Genomic DNA, 18,343 nt, shown 5'->3' with positions numbered 1-18,343 from the left:
AGAAACGCATGAAAATATTGTTGTACGGCGGGTCGCTCAACACCGTCAGCCGCAGCGGAGTCGGCGAGGCTGTGCGCCATCAGCGCGAAGCGCTGGAACGGCTGGGGATCGATTACACGATGGACGAACGGGAAGGCTACGATATCGCGCACTTGAACACCATTTTTCCCGACTCCCTGCGCATGGCGCGGAGGGCGAAGCGGCAGGGAAAAAAAGTCGTTTACCACGCCCACTCCACGATGGAAGATTTCCGCAATTCGTTCATCGGCTCCAATCTGGCGGCGCCGCTGTTCAAGCGCTGGATCATGCGCTGCTACCGCAGCGCCGATCTGCTCATTACCCCGACGGAATACGCAAAAGGTCTGATCCAGGGCTACGGCGTGAAAAACCCGATCGTCAGCCTGTCGAACGGGGTGGACAGCGCCTTTTTCGCGCCCGACGCGGAAGCGGGACGGAGATTTCGCCGCAAGCACGATCTGGCCGACGACGCGAAGGTCGTGCTGTCGGTCGGCCATTACATCGAGCGCAAAGGCGTCCTGGACTTCGTCGAGCTGGCGCGCCGGATGCCGGATCATCAATTTTATTGGTTCGGCTACACGCCGCTTTATATGGTTCCCGCCAAAATTCGCGAAGCCGTCGAAACGAAGCTGCCGAACCTGCACTTTCCGGGCTACGTGAGCCGGGACGAGCTGCGCGACGCTTACTGCGGCAGCGATTTGTTCCTGTTCGCGACGCACGAAGAAACGGAAGGCATCGTGCTGCTGGAAGCTTTGGCCGCAGGCATTCCCGTGTTGGTGCGCGACCTGCCGATCTACGCCGACTGGCTGGAAGACGGCGGGACGGTGTACAAAGGCCGAAGCCTGGATAAGTTCGAGCGGGGCATCCGCGGGATTACGGAGCGCTCGCTGCCGGACTTGACCGAGAACGGACGCAAGCTGGCGCTGGGACTCGATTTGGACGCGGTCGGCCGAAGGCTGGCGGAATTGTACGGAATGGCTCTGCACAGCGGCGGACCGGAAAAGCTCCAGGCGCAGATTCTGCGGCCGGAGCTTTGAGATAACGGAACCCGTACTCCGATCGGGACCGTATTCAAGCCCAAGACTCGGATACGCATCAAAAAAGAACCTCTGCGGCGTTCTGTCCGCGTATTCTCGAATACGCGGATGGAACGGCAGAGGTTCTTTTTGTCTTTGGTCATTCGAAGGGGCGCAGCAGGGCTGCATTCCACCCTATTCGGCAGCTTACGGCAGCTTGTTGCCCGCCGCGCGGTAGATGCCGTACCATTCTTCGCGGGACAGCTTCACTTCGCTCGCCTTGATGCAGTCTTTGATACGCTGAACGTTCATCGTGCCCGTAACCGGCTGCATGTTGGCCGGATGGCGGAGCAGCCAGGCGATCGCGATCGTCGTGTTGCTTACGCCGTGGGCTTCCGCCACCTTATCGATCTCCGCATTCAGTTCCGGGAACTTCTCGTTGTCCAGGAACACGCCTTCGAAGAACCCGTACTGGAACGGCGACCAAGGCTGGATCGTGATGTCGTGCAGGCGGCAGTAATCGAGAATGCTGCCGTCGCGGTCGACGGATTCGTCGATCAGCATGTTGACGTTGACGCCGTTCGAGATCATGTTGGCGTTCGTGATGCTCAGCTGAAGCTGGTTGGCGACGAGCGGCTGCTTCACGTACTTTTTCAGCAGCTCGATCTGCATCGGCTTCTGGTTGGACACGCCGAAGTGGCGGACTTTGCCGGAAGATTCCAATTGATCGAACGCTTCGGCCACTTCTTCCGGCTCGACGAGCGCGTCCGGACGGTGCAGCAGCAGGACGTCGAGGTATTCCGTGTTCAGCCGCTTCAGGATGCCGTCGACGGACGACAGAATATGTTCTTTGGAGAAATCGAATTGTCCCTGGCGGATGCCGCACTTGGACTGAAGAATCAGCTTCTCGCGCACGGACGGGCTCATATGTACCGCGTCGGCGAAGATTTCCTCGCACTTTCCGCCGCCGTAGATGTCCGCATGGTCGAAGAAGTTGGCTCCTTCGTCCAGCGCCGTCTGCACGAACGTTTCCGCTTCCTTTTTGTCGAGCGAGTCGATGCGCATGCAGCCGACAGCGACTACGGGTACGTCGAGATTGCTTGTTCCGAGCTTGATCGTTCTCATGATTCGTATTCCTCCTCGTATTTGGCGGATATCGGCTTGGGGCCGAAGGTTCGTTACTTTAAGGACGTTAATTACTCAAACAAACCAATTCTGACACATAAATAAAACGTTTTCAAGGCGAACAGAAAGTTTTACGTGATTTTATGCTTATGTGATCAATGGAAAATGCCCAGCCACACCGCCAGCACGATCGCCGTCAGCAGCATTTTTTTCTCGCAGGCCGTTACCGCCGCCGCATCGCGTACGTCGACCTTCGCCAGCCAATAGACGGACAGGGCGGCTGCGACGAGAATGCCGGCCGCCCCGGCCCAGCGTCCCGACCAGGCGAGCCAGATCGCGGACAGTCCGATGAGCGCGAAATACGCGACGGCCGGAAGGCGGGCGAAGGCGGGGCCGAAGCGGTCGGCTGCCCAGACGACGCTTGTCCGCTTAACCGGAGAAGCCTGCCGATCCGCCTCCAGGTCGGGAATGTGATGCACCATCACCCAGGCGATGCAGTACACGGCGTTGATCCAGGCGTTCTGCACGGCCCAGTCCGGCAGGCCGCCGAGCAGCAGCCACGCTCCGCCCAGTCCCAGCGCGAAGGTGGAAGGAAAGGTGCTCAGCCATTCGCCCGCGAACGGGATATAGGCCAACCGCAGCGGCGGCGCCGAATAGGAGACGGCGCCCCATATGCCGATCAGCAGCAGAACGGCGAGCCGCGCCTGACCGAACGCGATTAGGAGAATCGCGGAGGCCAGCAGGACGGCGGCCAGCCCGAAGCCGAACCGGCCGACGGCTTCGGGCGTCATGCGGCCATTCTGGATCACGCGGCTTCCGCCGGACAGCATGGCGGGACTGCGGTCGTCCGTGCCGGAACGGTAATCCGTGTAATCGTTCAGCGCGTGCGTCAGCAGGCCGTGGATGAGCAGGCAGCCGACCAGCAGCAGCATCGCGGTTGTCAGCGCATGGGCGGCCGGAACGGCGGGATCGAGAAACAGCGGATACATGCCGGAGAAAATGATCACGACGCTCGAAGCGCCGACCGCGGCGGGACGCATGAGGTGAAGACCGTTTTTCAGAATGGACACGGCAAAATGGGACAAGGGGTCAGCTCCTTTCCGGATCGGGTCTATTTTATATATCACCTGCGAGAGAGCGGAGAACCAAATATCGCCCTTCCGAAAGCTTGCTTCTGCGAAAAATATATAAAATAGCAGAATTTTATAAAAGATTCATTCATCTGGGAGGGGTTATATAGAGAAGGGAATACCATTCGAGCTTGAGAAGGGAGACTTACCCGCATGATGACAAAAGTCAGAACGATGTTTCTCGCCTTGATGCTTGTGTCCGCTTTCGGTACGGCCTCCGCCTTCGCGGAAGGCGCAGAGACGGCTTCCGCCGGCACGACGTACAGCACGGCTGCCGCAGAAGTGGAAGAAACGACCGACGATGTCGTGAACGAAGCTACCGACGACGACGGAGACAACGGACTTTGGGGCTTGCTCGGTCTGCTTGGTCTGCTGGGTTTGCTCGGTCTGCGCCGCAAACACAACGATCACGACGACAGAACGACTCGCGTCACCCGCTAAGAATGGTTGAAAGTTGAACGGATCTTCCGAGAAATCGGGAAAAAGCGTCTCTGCGGCGAATAGGCCGCGGAGACGCTTTTTGGGCTTGAGTGCCGAAGTTCTTTTTGCTGCCGGCAGGAAAGGCTTCTCTACTGCGCCGTATACCCGCCGTCCACCACAAACTCCGATCCGGTCGAGAATTTCGATTCTTCCGAGGCGAGGAACAGCGCCATGTTGGCGACGTCTTCGGCTTCGCCGAGATGGCCGATCGGATGCAGCGAGGTCAAGTATTTCATCGCTTCCGGATCGCTGCCGATCATCGGCGTCTTGATGTAGCCGGGATGGATGCTGTTGACGCGGATCTTGTACTGGGCGGCATGCAGCGCGGCCGACTTGGTCAGGATGCGCACGCCGCCTTTGCTGGCGTTGTAGGCGGCGATGCCGGGATCGCCGATCAATCCTTCGATGGAGGAGACGTTGATGATCGAGCCGCCGTTCTCTTTCATATGGATAACGCCGTATTTGGTGCCGAGGAAGACCCCGTTCAAGTTGACGTCGATCACCTTTTTCCAGTCGTCGTAGCTCGTCTCCTCGACATTGCCCCGCAGCCCGATGCCGGCGTTGTTGAGCAAGATGTCGACCCGTCCGAACGCTTCTTCCGCTTCCTTGAACACGCGCTGCCAGTCTTCTTCGAGCGTCACGTCGTGCTTGAGGAAGACCGCTTTGCCGCCCGCCGCTTCCACCTGCGATACCGCATCGTCTTTGCGCGTATCGGAAATGTCCGTCAAGACGACGTTGGCGCCCTCCTGCGCGAAACGAATGCCGGACGCGAGACCGATACCCGAAGCGCCGCCCGTGATTAAAGCCGTTTTACCCTGCAGTCTGCTCAATTTCATTCATCCTTTCTGCTCGTAAAATGCTTCTTCCTTATTTTTTTACCCAAAACTTGAGAGGATCGTAAGAAACGGGGCCGAAAAGCAAGCGACAGGGCCTGTTTTGGTTTACATATACTTATAAAAAAGGAAAGGGTGATGGATATGCCGCTTGGATGGTTGTTTCTGGCGCTGCCGGGCATCGCGTTGATACTGCTGGGGATCATGTACGTGAAAAAAGGGCTTCTTCCCGTTCCCGAACCTTACAAGAAACACGGCGGCGGCGCGGTCGCGGATGCGGCGGCCCGTCAGAAAACGGCAAACTTTGCGGCCGGCGTCGCTCTGCTGATTGCCGGAGCGATTCTGATTCTGTTTTTCGCGGCGGTATTGTCCATGTTCCCGCTTTTCTGATAAAAGGAAAACTTCTTACCCGTACGCAAAGGATGCCGGGGCGGCATCCTTAGGTTGCCCTCGAAAGGTACGTAGACGCGGGAAGCGAGCAGACTCCGAGAAAAATTCGTTAGTGTATGCTTACGAAGTGCCTTTCTTCGAAAGGCTGTAGGTCGCGTGTTGAAATCGAGAAAAAGGATTGAATTTTGATGGAATTTTCTCGATTTCAAAGGCGAACACTGTCAGCGTATGCTTCCGAAGCGGCTTTCTACGAAAGCCTGTACTTCACTGAATTTCTCTCTCCGTCTTCTCGCTTCTCGTCACGTTGGGTTTTCTCGATACGCAAAGGGTGCCGGAGCGGCATCCTTTTTGCATGATGAAAGAATGCCGCGGAAATAAATAGGAGGATGAATCATGACTTTATTGATGCTTGCGGCGCTGATCGTCGGCCTCGTCTTCATCTTGCGCGGAGCCGCCGCGGCTTCGCTTATTCCGCAGGGGAAGCGCCAAGGTTCGAATCGGCCCGGCGGGCCTGCGCAGGTCGAGGGCGATCCGGAGGGCCGGCCGCAAAACGAAGAAGATGCGGAAAGGCGAAAAGGGATAAAACGTCTTGTGATCGGTTTGATCGTGATTGTGTTCGCGCTGTTTGCTCTGCCGGTGGTCTATCTGTTCTTCGCCTACGGCATCTCCGCATGACTTTTACATAAAAAGACTTGAAATTTCAGGACGGAAGGCTGATAATGAGTATATAAAATAATTATAGTTACTTACTTTAATAAATATATACAGCCGCTGTTCGAATGATCGGCTTATCGAAAAGGAGATTCAATCATGGAAATCGGCATCAGTACTTTTGTGGAAACGACGCCCGCGGACGGAAACGGACCGACGATCAGCCACGCGGAAAGAATCCGTCAAGTGGTCGAAGAAATCGTGCTCGCGGACAAAGTGGGACTCGACGTATTCGGCGTGGGCGAGCATCACCGGATCGATTACGCGGCGTCCGCGCCGGCGGTCATTCTGGCCGCGGCCGCGGCCCGCACGGAGAAAATCCGGCTGACGAGCGCAGTGACGGTGCTGTCCTCGGCGGACCCTGTTCGCGTGTTCCAGGACTTCTCGACCGTGGACGCCATCTCGAACGGCCGCGCGGAAATCATGGCGGGCCGCGGCTCGTTCATCGAGTCGTTCCCGCTGTTCGGCTACGATTTGAACGATTACGACGAGCTGTTCGACGAGAAGCTGGAACTGCTGCTTCAGATCCAGGCTTCGGAAATCGTCGATTGGAAAGGCGGACACCGTCCGGCGATCAAGAGCCGGGGCGTGTATCCGCGTCCGGTGCAGGAGAAGCTGCCGATCTGGATCGGCAGCGGCGGCAACCAGGAGTCCGTCGTGCGCGCCGGACTGCTGAATCTGCCGCTCGTGCTGGCGATCATCGGCGGCCGTCCGACGCAGTTCGCGCCGCTTGTCGATCTGTACAAGCGCGCCGCCGAACACGGCGGACACGACGCCTCGCTGCTGCCGGTCGCTTCGCACTCGCACGGCTTCGTCGGCGAGAGCGACGACGAAGCGGCGGATAAATTCTTCCCGTCGATGCGGTACGCGATGACGGTGCTGGGTAAGGAACGCGGCTGGGGCCCTTACACCCGCCAGGGTTACGACGCGCTGCGCGGGCCGGAAGGTTCGCTGTACGTAGGCAGCCCGGAGACGGTGGCGAAGAAGATCATCCATCTGCGCAAAAAAGTCGGCATTACCCGCTTCATGCTGCACACGCCGGTCGGCACGATGGGCAATCACGACGACGTGCTGCGTTCGGTGGAACTGCTCGGCACGAAAGTCGCTCCGATCGTGCGCGAAGAGATCGCGGCTTGGGAAGCGGCGGGACAGCCGGCGGACTAAGCCGAGGCGGCCCGCAGGCCGGCGGCGATCGTTATGAGGCATGAACCGCGGACGATCCTCGGAATCGGACGGGGACGTTCATGAACAAGAAAATGAAAGCCGTTCAGGCCCGCGCCCGCAGCGCGGGCCTTTTGGCGTTGTTCGCTCGCAAGCGCGATATTTTCGTTTGTTTCATAATATTCCTTTACAGGAATATTCGAATCGGTCATATTGGACGTAATCAATCCGACAGAACCGGGGAAGAGGTGATCTTGCGCGGGTTCGGAAGGGCTGGGCATTCGGAATCGGAATAAATCCGGAAAGGAGCCGATCCGCCGAGCCGCGCAAAAACGATATGGACGAAGACCATACAGCCGTATTCGCGGCACTGGCCGAACCGAGCCGCATGCGGATCGTGTCGCTGCTGCGCGGCGGCCCGCTGACGGTAGGCCAGATTGCCGAACGCCTGGAGATCCGGCAGCCGCAGGCTTCGAAGCATCTGAAGGTGCTGCAGCAGGCGGGCTTGGTGGACGTGGAGGCAGAGGCGAACCGCCGACATTATCGGCTGCGGCCCGAACCTTTTCGGGAGCTGGAAAGTTGGTTGGCCGGTTACCGGGAGCTGTGGAACGAACGTTTCGATCGATTGGACGATTATTTGCGGACGATGGAAGATTGACGGCTGCACCCATTTCGCTATTCCGAGGAGGCATTCGATATGACCGAAATGACCGCAAGAACCGAAGGATTGGAATTTGTGCTGGAACGGGTATTCCAAGCGCCGAAGGAAAAAGTGTTCGCCGCGTTCACGCAGTGCGAGCACTTGAAGCACTGGTGGGGACCTAGAGGCTGGGAGCTGACCGCCTGCACGCTCGATCTGCGTCCCGAGGGCGTCTGGCATTACTGCATGACATGCAGGGACGAGAGCCAGGGAGATTTCTTCGGCATGGAATCGTGGGGCAAAGGCGTCTACCGCGAGATCGACGCGCCGAACTTTTTCGTCTACACCGATTACTTCTCCGACGCCGAGGGCGGCATCAACGCGGAGCTGCCTCCGTCCGACGTGACGATGATCTTCGAAGAAGCGGAAGGCGGCGGAACCCTCGTCAAAGCGCGGACGAAATACGATTCGGAAGAGTCGCTCAAGACGGTCATCGAAATGGGCATGGAGCAGGGCGTTCGGGAAACATGGGATCGGTTGGAGGAATATTTGAGATAAGAAAAGAAAGCGAAAACGCCCGTCCGAACGATGCGATCAGCATCCGCCGGCGGGCGTTTTTATGTTTTTATGCGGCTGGGTCGAAAAAGGGGCGACCTGGGCAGGCCGAGCGTGCCACCTCATTGGCTCAGCTTGGACTTGCCGATCAGATACGTGGTGAAGCCGAGCATTCGGTTCATCAATTTTTCCATCAAGCGTCATCCTCCCAAAATAACCGATTGAGATCCGTTCCGAGCGCTTTCGCCAAACGGATGCACAAATCGAGCGAAGGGTTGCATTTGCCGTTTTCGATCAGATTAATCGTTTGCCGGGCCACTTCGACCTGTCGGGCCAACTGCAGCTGCGTCAGTCCGGCCGCTTCCCGGTATACTCTCACTTTGTTCATCACGGGCCTCCGCTGTTATAAGTACATTATATATGACACTGGAACGAAGTCAAATATATATGACATTCAGGTTTGCTTATTTGAATACTTTCTTCTGAAGAAGCGCCAGCGCCCGTTCGATCTCTTTCAGTTCTTCCCCCGACAATCCCGCGATCTTCCGCTCGAATCCCTGCTGCGCCTGCGCGAAGATCCGGTCCAGCATCGCCTGCCCGTCCCCGGACAACCGGAACAGTTGGCGCCGCCGATCGGCGTCGTCGACCGCCTTTTCGCATAATCCTTTTTCCAGCAGCTTGCGCAGCTCTCGGCTCGTGTTGGGCAGAGAAAGATCGACGCAGTCCGCAATCTGGCTCGGAGTCACCGGCTGGCTGAACATCATATATTCCAGGATTTTATATTGGACGGGCGTCACGTCTTCGTTCTTCACGCCCCGGGTCATCTCGTGGGACACTTCATGCACCGAGGACGCGAAGGAGACGACTTTTTGAAATAAATCGCTGTGGCTCATATTCTCACCTCTTACGTTCAACATAGCAAAAAAGTTATCTTTAAACAATTATCATTTGACAACTATATAAAAGCTGTGCTACCTTTTTGTTATCAAATGACAACTAAAGGGAGGCTGCTCGAATGAACATGCTGGCGATTTACGTCCATCCCAATCACCAAAGTCTGAGCCATGCATTCCTGCGCGAGGTGCTGCGGGGAAGCGAAGAGAACGAGAACGTAACGGAAACGCGCGTGCTGGACCTGTACGAAGAAGGTTTCGACCCGGTGCTGGTGTTCAACGAGAAAAAAAGAAGACGCGATATGCATGCCGATCCTCAGCTTTCGCGTCACCGGGAACTGCTGCTGTGGGCGGATAAGATCGTGTTCGTGTATCCGATCTGGTGGGGACGCCCGCCGGCCATGCTGATGGGCTTCATCGACCGGATGTTCGCTTCGAACTTCGCGTACCGCGACAAGGGGGGCATGCTGCCTGAAGGACTGCTGAAGGGCAGATCGGTCGTCTGCATCTCCGTCATGAAAGGGCCGACCGGATATTTGCAGTACTGGCTGGGGAACGCCCACCGAATTCTGATGCGCAAGGCGCTGTTCAATTACGTCGGCATCCAGAAGGTGAAGTTCTTCGAGTTCGGCAATATGGAGAGCCCGAAAGGCAAGCATGAGCGGAAGCTGGATAAGATTTATCGTTATTTCCGAGCGGTTGCGGCATAGAGTCCGAACTTTCGACACGCGAAAAAAGAGAACGGCCGCATGGCCGTTCCTTTTTTCATCTTTATTCTAAGCCCTAAACAGGCTCGCAGAGCGTAGGGGAGTTCTGTGCGGAAGCGTCAGCGTTCGCCTTTGAAACCGGGAAGCCTCCTACTCGGTCTCATTCAAGCTTCCCGGTTTCGACAGCGGTCGGAACGGAAGCTTCCCGAAGCTCTTCCTAGCCTTTTAGAATCTCCCCGGCATCTTCTTCACGACCGCTTCCGACAGGTCGTTGCCCGTCATCCACATATGGTTGTAGCCGATGCGCAGCGCGTGGTAAGTCTTGGAGTAATTGCCGTTATGATACGAGTCGATCGCCGTAATGACGTGGGCGCCGTGCATGGCGTTGGCTTGGTACGTCATCGTTTTGTCCAGCGGCAGGCGGTTCACCTGGAACGCGGTCAGCTTGGCGACGAAGTCGGCCAGATCGGCTTTCGCGGCTTTGCGTCCCGCCTCGTTGCCCGCCAGCGTCGCCCGCAGGTAGGCTTGATAATCGGCGATATGGCGGTTCCACTGCTGATTGAACGTCTTGGCGGCTCCGGCGCCGAACAGGCTGCGGTGCGTGGCGGTCAGCGCGGCCGTGTTTTTGTCCAGGGCGGCTTTGGCGTTAGGATAATCCGGCGCTTTGTCATGAGCTTTCTGCAGGACGAGAATCGACAAGATCGTATGCTCGCCGAGACCTTGTCCCATCTGCTGACGCAGATAAGCGGCGTCCGTCTGCGTCGTCGTGCCGTCGAATCTCGCCGGGAATTGCTTGACGATCGAGGTCGCCATCATGGCGCCGATCTTCGCGGTGCGCGCGTAAGCGTTATGCGCGGCCGCATAAGCGGTTCCGTATTTGCCGGCGGCGTAACCGTCGAACGACTGCAGCAGATACTGTTCGTGCACGAGCAGATTTTTTTCCAGCGTCTTGCGGTCGAGCTTGGGATTAAGATTGTTCAGTACGGTCGCCATGCCGGCGGCGTTCGCTCTCAGCGCGGCCGTGGCTTTTTTGCGTGCGGCGTCGTTCTTCGCGGCGGTCGCGTCGACGTAATCCATCAGCAGGGCGATATGGGCGTCCCATCCGCTGCGGAACGTCTGGGCGGCGCTTTTTCCGTACAGGTCGGAAACCATCATGGCGACCGTGTTCGAATTGGCGTTCAGGGTATTCATCGCTTCGCCCGCGTCAGGCGCTTTGTCGAATCTTTTTTGCATGGCAATGACGGTGTAATAAGCGTGTTCTCCGTGGACTTTCGCCATCGTCGTGCGCAGGTCGGCGGCCGGAGTCTTGGTCGTGGGCGCCGATGCGCCGAAAGCGGTTGCAGGAAGGGCCGTCAGGACAAGGCAGAGCATGAGCAAAAAGAGAGGGCGAAGCGGCTTTTTCATGGATGAGTCTCCTTTTTTTCGTGGAATGACTGTCGTTTAACTTTAAAGATAAATAGACCCCTTGAACCAGGCTTCGGAAAATGTTGTGGAAATTTTTGTTAGTTAGGGAGCTCGGCATGAAAAGCCCACGACGTCCGCGCGGAAAACGGCTTTCCGGAATTTGTATTCCTCTTTCGAAAATGCTATCGTAAAGCCCGTAAAGCGAGGCAAGGCGGCATGTTCATCTGAAACGTAAACGGAGGCGAATTTTATGAAAGCGCTGTTTATCGGGGGAACGGGCACCATCAGCACGGAGATCACGAAGCTTTTGCTGGAACAGGGGCATGAATTGTATCTGCTCAACCGGGGCAACCGCAACGACGGACTGCCGGAAGGAGCGAAGATTTTAAAAGGGGATATCGGCGACGAAGCGAAGGTGACGGAGCTGATCGCGGACCTGGAATTCGACGTGGTCGCGGACTTTATCGCCTTCGTGCCGGAGCATGTGGAGCGGGATTACCGGCTGTTCAAGGATAAAACGAAGCAGTACATCTTCATCAGCTCGGCTTCGGCTTACCAGTCGCCGCCGTCGGATTACCGCATTACGGAAGGCACGCCGCTGGCGAATCCGTTCTGGGAATATTCCCGCAACAAGATCGCCTGCGAAGACTACCTCATGAAGCAGTACCGCGAGCAGGGCTTCCCGGTCACGATCGTGCGGCCGAGCCATACGTACAGCGAGCGGTCGGTACCGGTCGGCGTGCACGGAAGCCGGGGGCCGTGGCAGGTGCTGAAGCGGATGCGGGAGGGCAAACCGATCATTATCCACGGCGACGGCACGTCGCTCTGGACGGTGACGCACAGCCGGGATTTTGCCAAAGGCTTCGCCGGACTGATGGGCAATATCCACGCGACCGGCGATTCGGTGCATATCACGTCGGACGAATCGGTGACCTGGAACCAAATCCACGAAATCATCGCGTCGGAGCTCGGCGTCAAGCCGAACTTCCTGCATGTGCCTTCGATCTTCCTGGACGCGTGCAGCGACGAAGATTACCGCGGCAGCCTGCTCGGCGACAAGGCGAACACGGTCGTGTTCGACAATGCCAAGCTGAAGCGCCTCGTGCCGGAATTCGTCGCGACGACGAGAGCCGACCAGGGGCTGCGCGAAGCGGTTCGCTTCATGCTGGAGCATTCGGAAGCGCAGCAGGAAGATCCGGAATTCGACGCCTGGTGCGATAAAGTCGCTGCGGCGTTGGACCGGGCCATCGCGGAAATCCGGAGCTGAGCGACGACATTTTCGGCCGTCCCGTCCTATGGACGGGACTTTTTTTCGTCTGGACTTCGCCGCCGAAAGAACAAAAATTATCCATTTAATGGTTGGGTTTTATAAGCTGAACTGCTATATAATAGAGGAAACGCTCAATAGGCACGATCGCGACGAACCCGTACGGAACGCGTCCGACGACGCAAGTTGGCCGTTACGCTAAAATCGCTTTTACAATCCCGGATGGAGCAGGTGAAGATGGCGCAGCAATTACTCGTATACGTAGCAATCATTCTCATGGGAGGCGCCCTCAGCCTTTTTCTTGCGGTTTATGCGCTGATCCGTTTTCGCAATGCGCCGGGAGGCACTTATTACGTGCTTGCTGCATTGATGGCTTCCGTTCTGTCTTTCGGCTACGCGCTCGAACTGACAAGCGACGATCTTGAGCAGATCAAGTTCTGGATCGGCATCGAATACTTTTCCCTGCCGTTTCTGCCGGTCTTTACGCTGCTTATGTGCCTGGAGTATGCGGGAGTCGCCCTCGGTCCGTGGAAAAAAAGGGCTCTATTCGTCATTCCGGCGCTGACCTTCGTACTCCAGCATACGAACGACTGGCATCATTTGTACTACACGTCGGTCGGACTTCGGCCGGGGCTCGATTTCCCGATAGTCGAACTGGGACGCGGCCCCTGGTACATGGTGCATACTCTCTTCTTGTACGGCTGTTTCGTGCTGTCCATGACCGTGCTGCTGCTGCGGATGCGCCGGGCCCGCCGTCGCTTCCGTCTTCAGATGACGGCCATGACGGCGGGGCTGCTCGTGCCGATCGTCGGCAACCTGTATTATTTGGCCGGGACGAGTCCCTACGGGATTGACCTGGGGCCCGTTTTTATCAGCGTCTCTTTCGTTTTTCACAGCATGGCCGTCTTTCGGTTCCGCATGTTCAACGTGGCGCCGATCGCGAGGGATATCGTATTCGAGAGCATGGGCGACGGGGTGCTCGTTCTGAACGAACGCGACGTCGTCGTCGATTATAACCGGGCCATGCTCGAATTGGCGCCCGGTCTGACCAAGAGGAGCATCGGAGATGCGGCGGCGGAAGTGCTGGCCGACCACCCGGAGATCGCGGAATGCATCGGGCACGGCCGCGAATGCGACTTGAAGCTTGAAGCGGCGGGGCCGCTGTACGTGCATGTCCGCTTTTCGCCGATCCAGGACCGGTACGGGCGCCGATCGGGCAGCATCGTGACGTTCGTGCACATTACGGAGCGGGTCATGCTGGAACAGGAGTTGAAAAAGCTGGCGAACACGGACGGCCTGACGGAACTGCTGAACAAAAAAGCGCTGATCGAAAATTCGGAGCGGGCGCTTGGGCGGCAGGCCGAAGGCGGGCCCGGCGTGTCGGTCATCATGTTCGACGTGGATCATTTCAAGCGGGTCAACGACACGTTCGGGCATGAGGCCGGAGACCGGGTTCTTACGGAAGTGGCGGCCGTTATTCGCGGCGTGCTGGACGGCCGGGGCATCGCGGGCCGCTACGGCGGCGACGAATTCGTGCTGTGCCTGCCGGACACCGGACCTCGGGACGCCTATGCGTATGCCGAGCGGATTCGGGCGGCCGTCGAAAAGCTTGAAATTTTCGTGGAAGAGCGGGTGGTCAGGGTGACGTCCAGCTTCGGCGTGTCGAACGTGGAGCCGGAACGCGGCAGCGAGGCGCTGTCCATGCAGACGCTGATGCGCCGGGCCGACCATGCGCTGTACGAAGCCAAGCAGCTCGGAAGGAACCGGGTGTGCTTGTACCGGGAATCCGAGCGGCGGGAAGCCGAATGAACGGGACGTTAGCTTTGTCATACCGGAACCGAAGCCGCCTTCGTTATAATGGCGAAGGATTCCGTGCCGCACGGAGGCATGGGAAATTCGGGGCGGAAGAGGTTGAAAGCATTGACGGTCGAAAACAAATACAAGGCGCTCGAACTGGAGACGCCGGGCGTGTACGAACTCGAAGGATTGGAGGTCGGCGTGACGTCCAATTGCAATTTCAAATGCGATTACTGCTGCGCGTACCGCCGGGACGACGGCTCGAAGATCGGCGCGGAGGAAGTCATCCGGCTGATTCGGGACATTCCGACGCTCAAGCGGGTCCGGCTATCGGGCGGCGAGGTCACGCTGCGCTTCGAGGACTGCGTGAAGATCGTCGCCTACTGCACGGAGAACGGTCTGGCCACGCAGCTCAACACGAACGGGAGCCTGCTGAGCCGCGAACGGATTCTTCGCCTGAAGGAGGCGGGGCTGTCCAATATCCACCTGTCGTTCAACTTTACCGATGCCGAGTCGTTCGGCGCTTACTACGGGATGGACCCGAGAGTATATGACAAAGTGGTCGAGAACATCCGTTTATGCGTCAGCGAAGGGTTGGAGACGGTGCTGGAGACGCTGCTCTTCGGGCCGACCCAGGAGAACATGCCGGCGATCAGCGCCATGGTGCATGATCTCGGCGTGCGCATTCACGAAATTCAGAACAGCATCGTCATGGATCATGCGGATCGTCCGGGCTGGAACGCCGTCGCGTCGCGCGAAGCGCTGGTGCGTTCGGTGAACGAACTGATCGCGAACCGCCGGCCGGACACCGAGCTGTACCTGACGTGCATGGATCGGTTCATGGACGAACTGGGCTTCAAGGAAGAGCCGGGCGTCTATTTTTCCAACTGCGTCGACGGCAAAAAGCAGCTTCATCTTCACGGCAACGGCGATATTCTGATCTGCGAACTGTGCCGGCCGGAAGTGATCGGGAACGTGTACGAGGGTACGGATTTGAAGAGCATTTACGCGAATCGGCCGAAGGCGCTGGCGGAGTTCCTGGAGAACCTGCCGTGCCCGGCTTACGACGCTTTGTTTCCGGCGGGGAGCTAGCGGATTGCGCCTGACGGGAAAGCTCCGGGCAGCGGGGGAAGGAGCCGTGCAGCCGGCGAAGGAAACGGATTGCTTCTTGTGTCTTGGCCGTCTCTGACGTACGATAGGACGACAGACGTTCATTCGCATCCGGAAGCGGCCACGCCGCGCTGGAGGCGGGGACGCGAAAGCGAGGCGAACAAATCGATGGCAAGCAAGAAAGGCGGCACGGGCCGAGGAACGGGCAAGAAGGGTTGGAACCGCTGGCAGAAGGCGGAGAACCGCAAGAAGAGCGCGCCCAAGCCGTACAAGAGCAAGGGCGAGGCGGAAGAAACGAAATCCGGAACTACGGGTTCGGACAGCGAATAAGCGGATCGTCCGGCTGCGGCCGGTGCAGATACAGCGAGGCGCCGCTTCGCCAAGGATCGGCATGCCAAAAAGGATCGTTCCCCCATCGGGCAGATGGAAGGGACGGTCCTTTTTTTGTCGGGCGGAATCTGGCGTTTCCCCGATTGCCTTACTTTACTCTCCGTGCGCTGCCATTCTCGCGTTGTGCTCGGACAACGGCAGGTCGAAGTTGTCGCGGCTGCCGAGCTCGGCGGTCCGGCCGCTGCCGTGCCGGCCGTACAGGACGAGCCAGTAAAAAATCGGGTACTGGCGCAGCAGGCGGCGCCGCGCTCCGACCCGCACGTCGGCAAGCTCTTCGTAGAGCGGCCACAGATCGGCGACGTTCGGCGTTATTTTGCGATGCGAGCGGCCTCCGTCGATATGCTCGCAGACCCGCTCCGGCTGCAGCCGCTCGCGCCACGATCCGTAAAACGTATGCGAGCTGCCGTGCGTCCGGCAGAGGAACGGCCGCGCCGGATAGACTCGGCAGCGTCCTTTCTCGCGGTCGAGCAGCGGGCAGGGAAAGCTGTTGCGTCCCGCATGATGCCGCACCGCGTCCAGCTCGCCTTTGCGGTCGACCGGATGCGTCAGCGAGGCGTGCATCTGCGGGTTTTCGCGTTCGAGCAGGAGCAGATTTTCTTCCGCCCGGTCGAAGGCTTCCTCGATCTCGGCCCTGCTCCAATGCCGCTCCATGTAGACGAGCAGCAGCTCGAACTCCACCTGGGAAACGGGGAAATAATCCGAACAGCACGCGCCGCAGCCTTCGCGGCAGGGCGGCTGCTTGGGGCTGTCCGCGCGGTAGCTCTCGATCGTGCGTTCGACTTCGCGGTAGAGACGGGTCATATGAGCGGCCCGGCTGTCCGGCGAGGCGGTCTTGTGGCAGCTGCGCAGCTTGCGTCCGCTTCCGCAGAAGCAGGGTTCGTCGTCGCTCGGATTTGTCGTGCGCGCCTTGGCTTCGGACGTGTTCGGCATGGGTTCACTTCCTCGGAATTGGATTCTGTTCCCATTATACGCCTGCGGCGGCGTTTATTCGAATCTGCGCGAAAACCCGGACTTTTCCCGCTCTCTGCCTGGAGGGCGGAGGCTCCGAACTTGACAGGAAGACGATAAAGTTTTATGTTTATTGATAGTAATATTTAGATAATATCAAAAAGGTTATAACGACAAAGCCCGCTCCGTTTCGCTTGCGCGAATGGTGCCGCGGGCGAAACGGAGGACTGAAAATGACGGACGGAAAAGCGGAGCGGCCGCAGGGCCGGAAGCCGCGGCGCGATGCCGACGGATTGACCGAAGAGGAGTTTCTCGCCGGGTACGACGCGGGCGATTACGAGCGGCCGTCGGTCGCGGCGGACATGGTCATTTTTACCGTGGCGGGCGAAAAAGAAGAGAATTACCGCAAGCTGCCTAAGCGGTCGCTGCGCGTGCTGCTGGTTCGGCGCGGCGGCCACCCTTATCTCGGCTGTTGGGCGCTTCCAGGCGGGTTCGTGCGACCGAACGAGACGGCCGGCGAGGCTGCGGAGAGAGAGCTGCGCGAGGAGACGGGCGTGGATCGGGTCTACATGGAGCAGCTGCATACGTTCAGCGACGTGGGACGCGATCCGCGCACCTGGGTGATGAGCTGCGCGCATATGGCGCTCGTGGACAGCGGGGAATTGAAGGTGCGGGCGGGCGACGATGCCGAGCATGCGGCCTGGTTCGAGCTGACTTACCGACTCAAGAGCGAAAGCCGGGAGAGGTTGGATGAGGGCGGAATGCTGCACGTCCGGCGCTGCGAGTTGAGGCTGACCCCCGTCCGAAGCGACGGAGAAGAAGCCGGCGACCCGCCGACGGACGGCGATGAGCTGACTGCCGTCGTCGAACACCGGCGTATCCGCACGAATCGGGCTTCGACGGAAGAGTACGCGATCGCGGGCAATAAAGGGCTGGCGTTCGACCATGCGAAGATCGTCGCGATGGCGGTCGATCGGCTGCGCGGCCGGCTGGAGGAAGGCGAACTGGCGCTGCATCTCATGCCGGAGCTGTTTACCCTGACGGAGCTGCAGCAGGTATACGAAGCGATTCTGGACCGGGAACTGCTCAAGGCGGCGTTCCGCCGCAAAGCGGAGCCTCTGGTGGAGAAGACGGACCAATATACGGAAAACGCGGGGCACCGGCCTTCGAGATTATACCGGCGCAGCCGCGAGGAATGGGGCGATTACTCATGATCTATACGCTGGAAGAACTGCGCAAAGCGCACGGCGCGGGAACCCGCTTGAAGTACTTGCTGTTCTGGGGACATACGCCGAAGACGCCCGGCACGGTCGACGCAAGCTGTCTGAGCCAGTGGTGGCCGAGCCGCTTTGCCGTCGACGGGATCGAATACAGCTGCGCGGAACAGTACATGATGGCGGAAAAAGCGAGACTGTTCGGCGACGAAGACGCCCGCGACAAAATTTTGGGAGCCAAGCATCCGAAGCAGATGAAGGCGTTCGGCCGGGAAGTGCGGAATTTCGACGACACGGTCTGGAAAAAGGAAGCGTACGGCATCGTGAGACGCGCGAGCACGGAGAAATTCCGGCAGAACGAAGAGCTGTGGAGCTTTCTCAAAAAGACGCGCAGCCGGATTCTGGTCGAAGCCAGCCCGGTCGACCGGATCTGGGGCATCGGTCTGGACAGGAGCGATCCGAACGCGGAAAATCCGCTTAAATGGCGGGGAACGAACCTGCTCGGCTTTGCGCTGGGGGAAGCGCGGGACGGGCTGCTGAAGGAGGAAGAATGA

The 18,343-nt window shown here is 58.6% G+C and carries 21 protein-coding genes; 14 read left to right on the top strand and 7 right to left on the bottom strand.

The genetic code is table 11. The features are described 5' to 3' along the window. The first annotated feature begins 8 nt into the window (after positions 1-8). On the top strand, positions 9-1,055 hold the full coding sequence (locus tag GYN08_RS13950) for a glycosyltransferase (protein WP_166275195.1): 1,047 nt from the start codon (positions 9-11) through the stop codon (positions 1,053-1,055). Positions 1,056-1,241: 186 nt separating this feature from the next. Here GYN08_RS13950 and GYN08_RS13945 read toward each other — a convergent pair whose 3' ends face one another. Further along, complete coding sequence (locus GYN08_RS13945) at positions 1,242-2,159, bottom strand: aldo/keto reductase (RefSeq protein WP_166275192.1); 918 nt, start codon at positions 2,157-2,159, stop codon at positions 1,242-1,244. Positions 2,160-2,314: 155 nt separating this feature from the next. Beyond that, positions 2,315-3,244: a prenyltransferase gene (locus GYN08_RS13940; RefSeq protein ID WP_166275190.1), complete on the bottom strand. Its 930-nt coding sequence runs from the start codon at positions 3,242-3,244 to the stop codon at positions 2,315-2,317. 198 nt (positions 3,245-3,442) lie between these two features. Here GYN08_RS13940 and GYN08_RS23495 point away from each other — a divergent pair, with 198 nt between their 5' ends. Continuing rightward, a complete protein-coding gene (locus GYN08_RS23495) occupies positions 3,443-3,730 on the top strand; it encodes a WGxxGxxG family protein (protein ID WP_206023747.1) in 288 nt (95 codons plus the stop codon). Positions 3,731-3,858: 128 nt separating this feature from the next. Here the strand turns inward: GYN08_RS23495 and GYN08_RS13930 are convergent, their stop codons facing one another. Continuing rightward, on the bottom strand, positions 3,859-4,605 hold the full coding sequence (locus tag GYN08_RS13930) for a glucose 1-dehydrogenase (protein ID WP_235946245.1): 747 nt from the start codon (positions 4,603-4,605) through the stop codon (positions 3,859-3,861). Positions 4,606-4,740: 135 nt separating this feature from the next. Between GYN08_RS13930 and GYN08_RS13925 the strand changes: the two genes are divergently transcribed. From GYN08_RS13925 to GYN08_RS13905, 5 genes are all read left to right on the top strand, one after another. Beyond that, positions 4,741-4,992 (top strand): hypothetical protein, encoded by a 252-nt coding sequence (locus GYN08_RS13925; RefSeq protein ID WP_166275188.1) that lies wholly within the window; start codon positions 4,741-4,743, stop codon positions 4,990-4,992. Between the two features lie 393 nt (positions 4,993-5,385). Next, positions 5,386-5,667 (top strand): hypothetical protein, encoded by a 282-nt coding sequence (locus GYN08_RS13920; RefSeq protein WP_166275186.1) that lies wholly within the window; start codon positions 5,386-5,388, stop codon positions 5,665-5,667. Between the two features lie 135 nt (positions 5,668-5,802). Further along, complete coding sequence (locus tag GYN08_RS13915) at positions 5,803-6,867, top strand: LLM class flavin-dependent oxidoreductase (protein WP_166275184.1); 1,065 nt, start codon at positions 5,803-5,805, stop codon at positions 6,865-6,867. A 334-nt stretch (positions 6,868-7,201) separates the two neighbouring features. Further along, positions 7,202-7,522: an ArsR/SmtB family transcription factor gene (locus GYN08_RS13910; RefSeq protein ID WP_166275182.1), complete on the top strand. Its 321-nt coding sequence runs from the start codon at positions 7,202-7,204 to the stop codon at positions 7,520-7,522. A 39-nt stretch (positions 7,523-7,561) separates the two neighbouring features. Further along, positions 7,562-8,062, top strand: coding sequence for an SRPBCC domain-containing protein (locus tag GYN08_RS13905; RefSeq protein WP_166275180.1), 501 nt, complete (start codon positions 7,562-7,564; stop codon positions 8,060-8,062). 190 nt (positions 8,063-8,252) lie between these two features. Here GYN08_RS13905 and GYN08_RS13900 read toward each other — a convergent pair whose 3' ends face one another. Next, positions 8,253-8,447: a helix-turn-helix transcriptional regulator gene (locus GYN08_RS13900; RefSeq protein ID WP_166275178.1), complete on the bottom strand. Its 195-nt coding sequence runs from the start codon at positions 8,445-8,447 to the stop codon at positions 8,253-8,255. Between the two features lie 76 nt (positions 8,448-8,523). Then, entirely contained in the window at positions 8,524-8,952 is a 429-nt protein-coding gene (locus GYN08_RS13895) for a MarR family winged helix-turn-helix transcriptional regulator (RefSeq protein ID WP_166275176.1), read from the bottom strand. Between the two features lie 122 nt (positions 8,953-9,074). Here GYN08_RS13895 and GYN08_RS13890 point away from each other — a divergent pair, with 122 nt between their 5' ends. Continuing rightward, on the top strand, positions 9,075-9,662 hold the full coding sequence (locus tag GYN08_RS13890) for an NAD(P)H-dependent oxidoreductase (protein ID WP_166275174.1): 588 nt from the start codon (positions 9,075-9,077) through the stop codon (positions 9,660-9,662). Between the two features lie 222 nt (positions 9,663-9,884). On the opposite strand, the gene GYN08_RS13885 is transcribed toward GYN08_RS13890, so the two are convergent. Next, positions 9,885-11,063 carry a hypothetical protein gene (locus GYN08_RS13885; RefSeq protein WP_166275172.1) on the bottom strand — a complete coding sequence of 393 codons (1,179 nt, stop codon included), beginning with the start codon at positions 11,061-11,063 and terminating at the stop codon, positions 9,885-9,887. A gap of 250 nt (positions 11,064-11,313) precedes the next feature. On the opposite strand from GYN08_RS13885, the gene GYN08_RS13880 reads away from it, so the two are divergent. The 4 genes from GYN08_RS13880 to GYN08_RS13865 all read left to right on the top strand — a co-directional run bounded on the left by GYN08_RS13880 (position 11,314) and on the right by GYN08_RS13865 (position 15,567). Next, positions 11,314-12,330 carry an SDR family oxidoreductase gene (locus GYN08_RS13880; RefSeq protein WP_166275170.1) on the top strand — a complete coding sequence of 339 codons (1,017 nt, stop codon included), beginning with the start codon at positions 11,314-11,316 and terminating at the stop codon, positions 12,328-12,330. 237 nt (positions 12,331-12,567) lie between these two features. After that, positions 12,568-14,139, top strand: coding sequence for a histidine kinase N-terminal 7TM domain-containing diguanylate cyclase (locus tag GYN08_RS13875; protein WP_166275168.1), 1,572 nt, complete (start codon positions 12,568-12,570; stop codon positions 14,137-14,139). A gap of 111 nt (positions 14,140-14,250) precedes the next feature. After that, a complete protein-coding gene (locus GYN08_RS13870) occupies positions 14,251-15,219 on the top strand; it encodes a radical SAM protein (protein WP_166275166.1) in 969 nt (322 codons plus the stop codon). Between the two features lie 186 nt (positions 15,220-15,405). Then, positions 15,406-15,567 carry a DUF3934 family protein gene (locus GYN08_RS13865; RefSeq protein WP_166275164.1) on the top strand — a complete coding sequence of 54 codons (162 nt, stop codon included), beginning with the start codon at positions 15,406-15,408 and terminating at the stop codon, positions 15,565-15,567. A 153-nt stretch (positions 15,568-15,720) separates the two neighbouring features. Here GYN08_RS13865 and GYN08_RS13860 read toward each other — a convergent pair whose 3' ends face one another. After that, on the bottom strand, positions 15,721-16,557 hold the full coding sequence (locus GYN08_RS13860; protein WP_166275162.1) for a YkgJ family cysteine cluster protein: 837 nt from the start codon (positions 16,555-16,557) through the stop codon (positions 15,721-15,723). A gap of 251 nt (positions 16,558-16,808) precedes the next feature. On the opposite strand from GYN08_RS13860, the gene GYN08_RS13855 reads away from it, so the two are divergent. Both GYN08_RS13855 and GYN08_RS13850 read left to right on the top strand, forming a co-directional pair. Next, a complete protein-coding gene (locus GYN08_RS13855; RefSeq protein WP_166275160.1) occupies positions 16,809-17,789 on the top strand; it encodes an NUDIX hydrolase in 981 nt (326 codons plus the stop codon). Then, a complete protein-coding gene (locus tag GYN08_RS13850) occupies positions 17,786-18,343 on the top strand; it encodes an NADAR family protein (RefSeq protein ID WP_166275158.1) in 558 nt (185 codons plus the stop codon). The genes GYN08_RS13855 and GYN08_RS13850 overlap by 4 nt, the downstream gene beginning before the upstream one ends.

It is taken from the genome of Saccharibacillus alkalitolerans (genome assembly GCF_011090185.1).
Taxonomy (GTDB): domain Bacteria; phylum Bacillota; class Bacilli; order Paenibacillales; family Paenibacillaceae; genus Saccharibacillus; species Saccharibacillus alkalitolerans.
This window is presented reverse-complemented; position numbering and strand designations above follow the sequence as displayed.

Bases quoted from the DNA above. Each gene is read 5' to 3' on its own strand.
- GYN08_RS13880 (WP_166275170.1), top strand. From the start codon at position 11,314: ATGAAAGCGCTGTTTATCGGGGGAACGGGCACCATCAGCACGGAGATC.
- GYN08_RS13915 (WP_166275184.1), top strand. From the start codon at position 5,803: ATGGAAATCGGCATCAGTACTTTTGTGGAAACGACGCCCGCGGACGGA.
- GYN08_RS23495 (WP_206023747.1), top strand. From the start codon at position 3,443: ATGATGACAAAAGTCAGAACGATGTTTCTCGCCTTGATGCTTGTGTCC.
- GYN08_RS13875 (WP_166275168.1), top strand. From the start codon at position 12,568: ATGGCGCAGCAATTACTCGTATACGTAGCAATCATTCTCATGGGAGGC.
- GYN08_RS13890 (WP_166275174.1), top strand. From the start codon at position 9,075: ATGAACATGCTGGCGATTTACGTCCATCCCAATCACCAAAGTCTGAGC.
- GYN08_RS13905 (WP_166275180.1), top strand. From the start codon at position 7,562: ATGACCGAAATGACCGCAAGAACCGAAGGATTGGAATTTGTGCTGGAA.
- GYN08_RS13930 (WP_235946245.1), bottom strand. From the start codon at position 4,605: ATGAAATTGAGCAGACTGCAGGGTAAAACGGCTTTAATCACGGGCGGC.
- GYN08_RS13865 (WP_166275164.1), top strand. From the start codon at position 15,406: ATGGCAAGCAAGAAAGGCGGCACGGGCCGAGGAACGGGCAAGAAGGGT.
- GYN08_RS13950 (WP_166275195.1), top strand. From the start codon at position 9: ATGAAAATATTGTTGTACGGCGGGTCGCTCAACACCGTCAGCCGCAGC.
- GYN08_RS13925 (WP_166275188.1), top strand. From the start codon at position 4,741: ATGGATATGCCGCTTGGATGGTTGTTTCTGGCGCTGCCGGGCATCGCG.
- GYN08_RS13855 (WP_166275160.1), top strand. From the start codon at position 16,809: ATGACGGACGGAAAAGCGGAGCGGCCGCAGGGCCGGAAGCCGCGGCGC.
- GYN08_RS13920 (WP_166275186.1), top strand. From the start codon at position 5,386: ATGACTTTATTGATGCTTGCGGCGCTGATCGTCGGCCTCGTCTTCATC.
- GYN08_RS13895 (WP_166275176.1), bottom strand. From the start codon at position 8,952: ATGAGCCACAGCGATTTATTTCAAAAAGTCGTCTCCTTCGCGTCCTCG.
- GYN08_RS13885 (WP_166275172.1), bottom strand. From the start codon at position 11,063: ATGAAAAAGCCGCTTCGCCCTCTCTTTTTGCTCATGCTCTGCCTTGTC.
- GYN08_RS13910 (WP_166275182.1), top strand. From the start codon at position 7,202: ATGGACGAAGACCATACAGCCGTATTCGCGGCACTGGCCGAACCGAGC.
- GYN08_RS13850 (WP_166275158.1), top strand. From the start codon at position 17,786: ATGATCTATACGCTGGAAGAACTGCGCAAAGCGCACGGCGCGGGAACC.
- GYN08_RS13945 (WP_166275192.1), bottom strand. From the start codon at position 2,159: ATGAGAACGATCAAGCTCGGAACAAGCAATCTCGACGTACCCGTAGTC.
- GYN08_RS13900 (WP_166275178.1), bottom strand. From the start codon at position 8,447: ATGAACAAAGTGAGAGTATACCGGGAAGCGGCCGGACTGACGCAGCTG.
- GYN08_RS13860 (WP_166275162.1), bottom strand. From the start codon at position 16,557: ATGCCGAACACGTCCGAAGCCAAGGCGCGCACGACAAATCCGAGCGAC.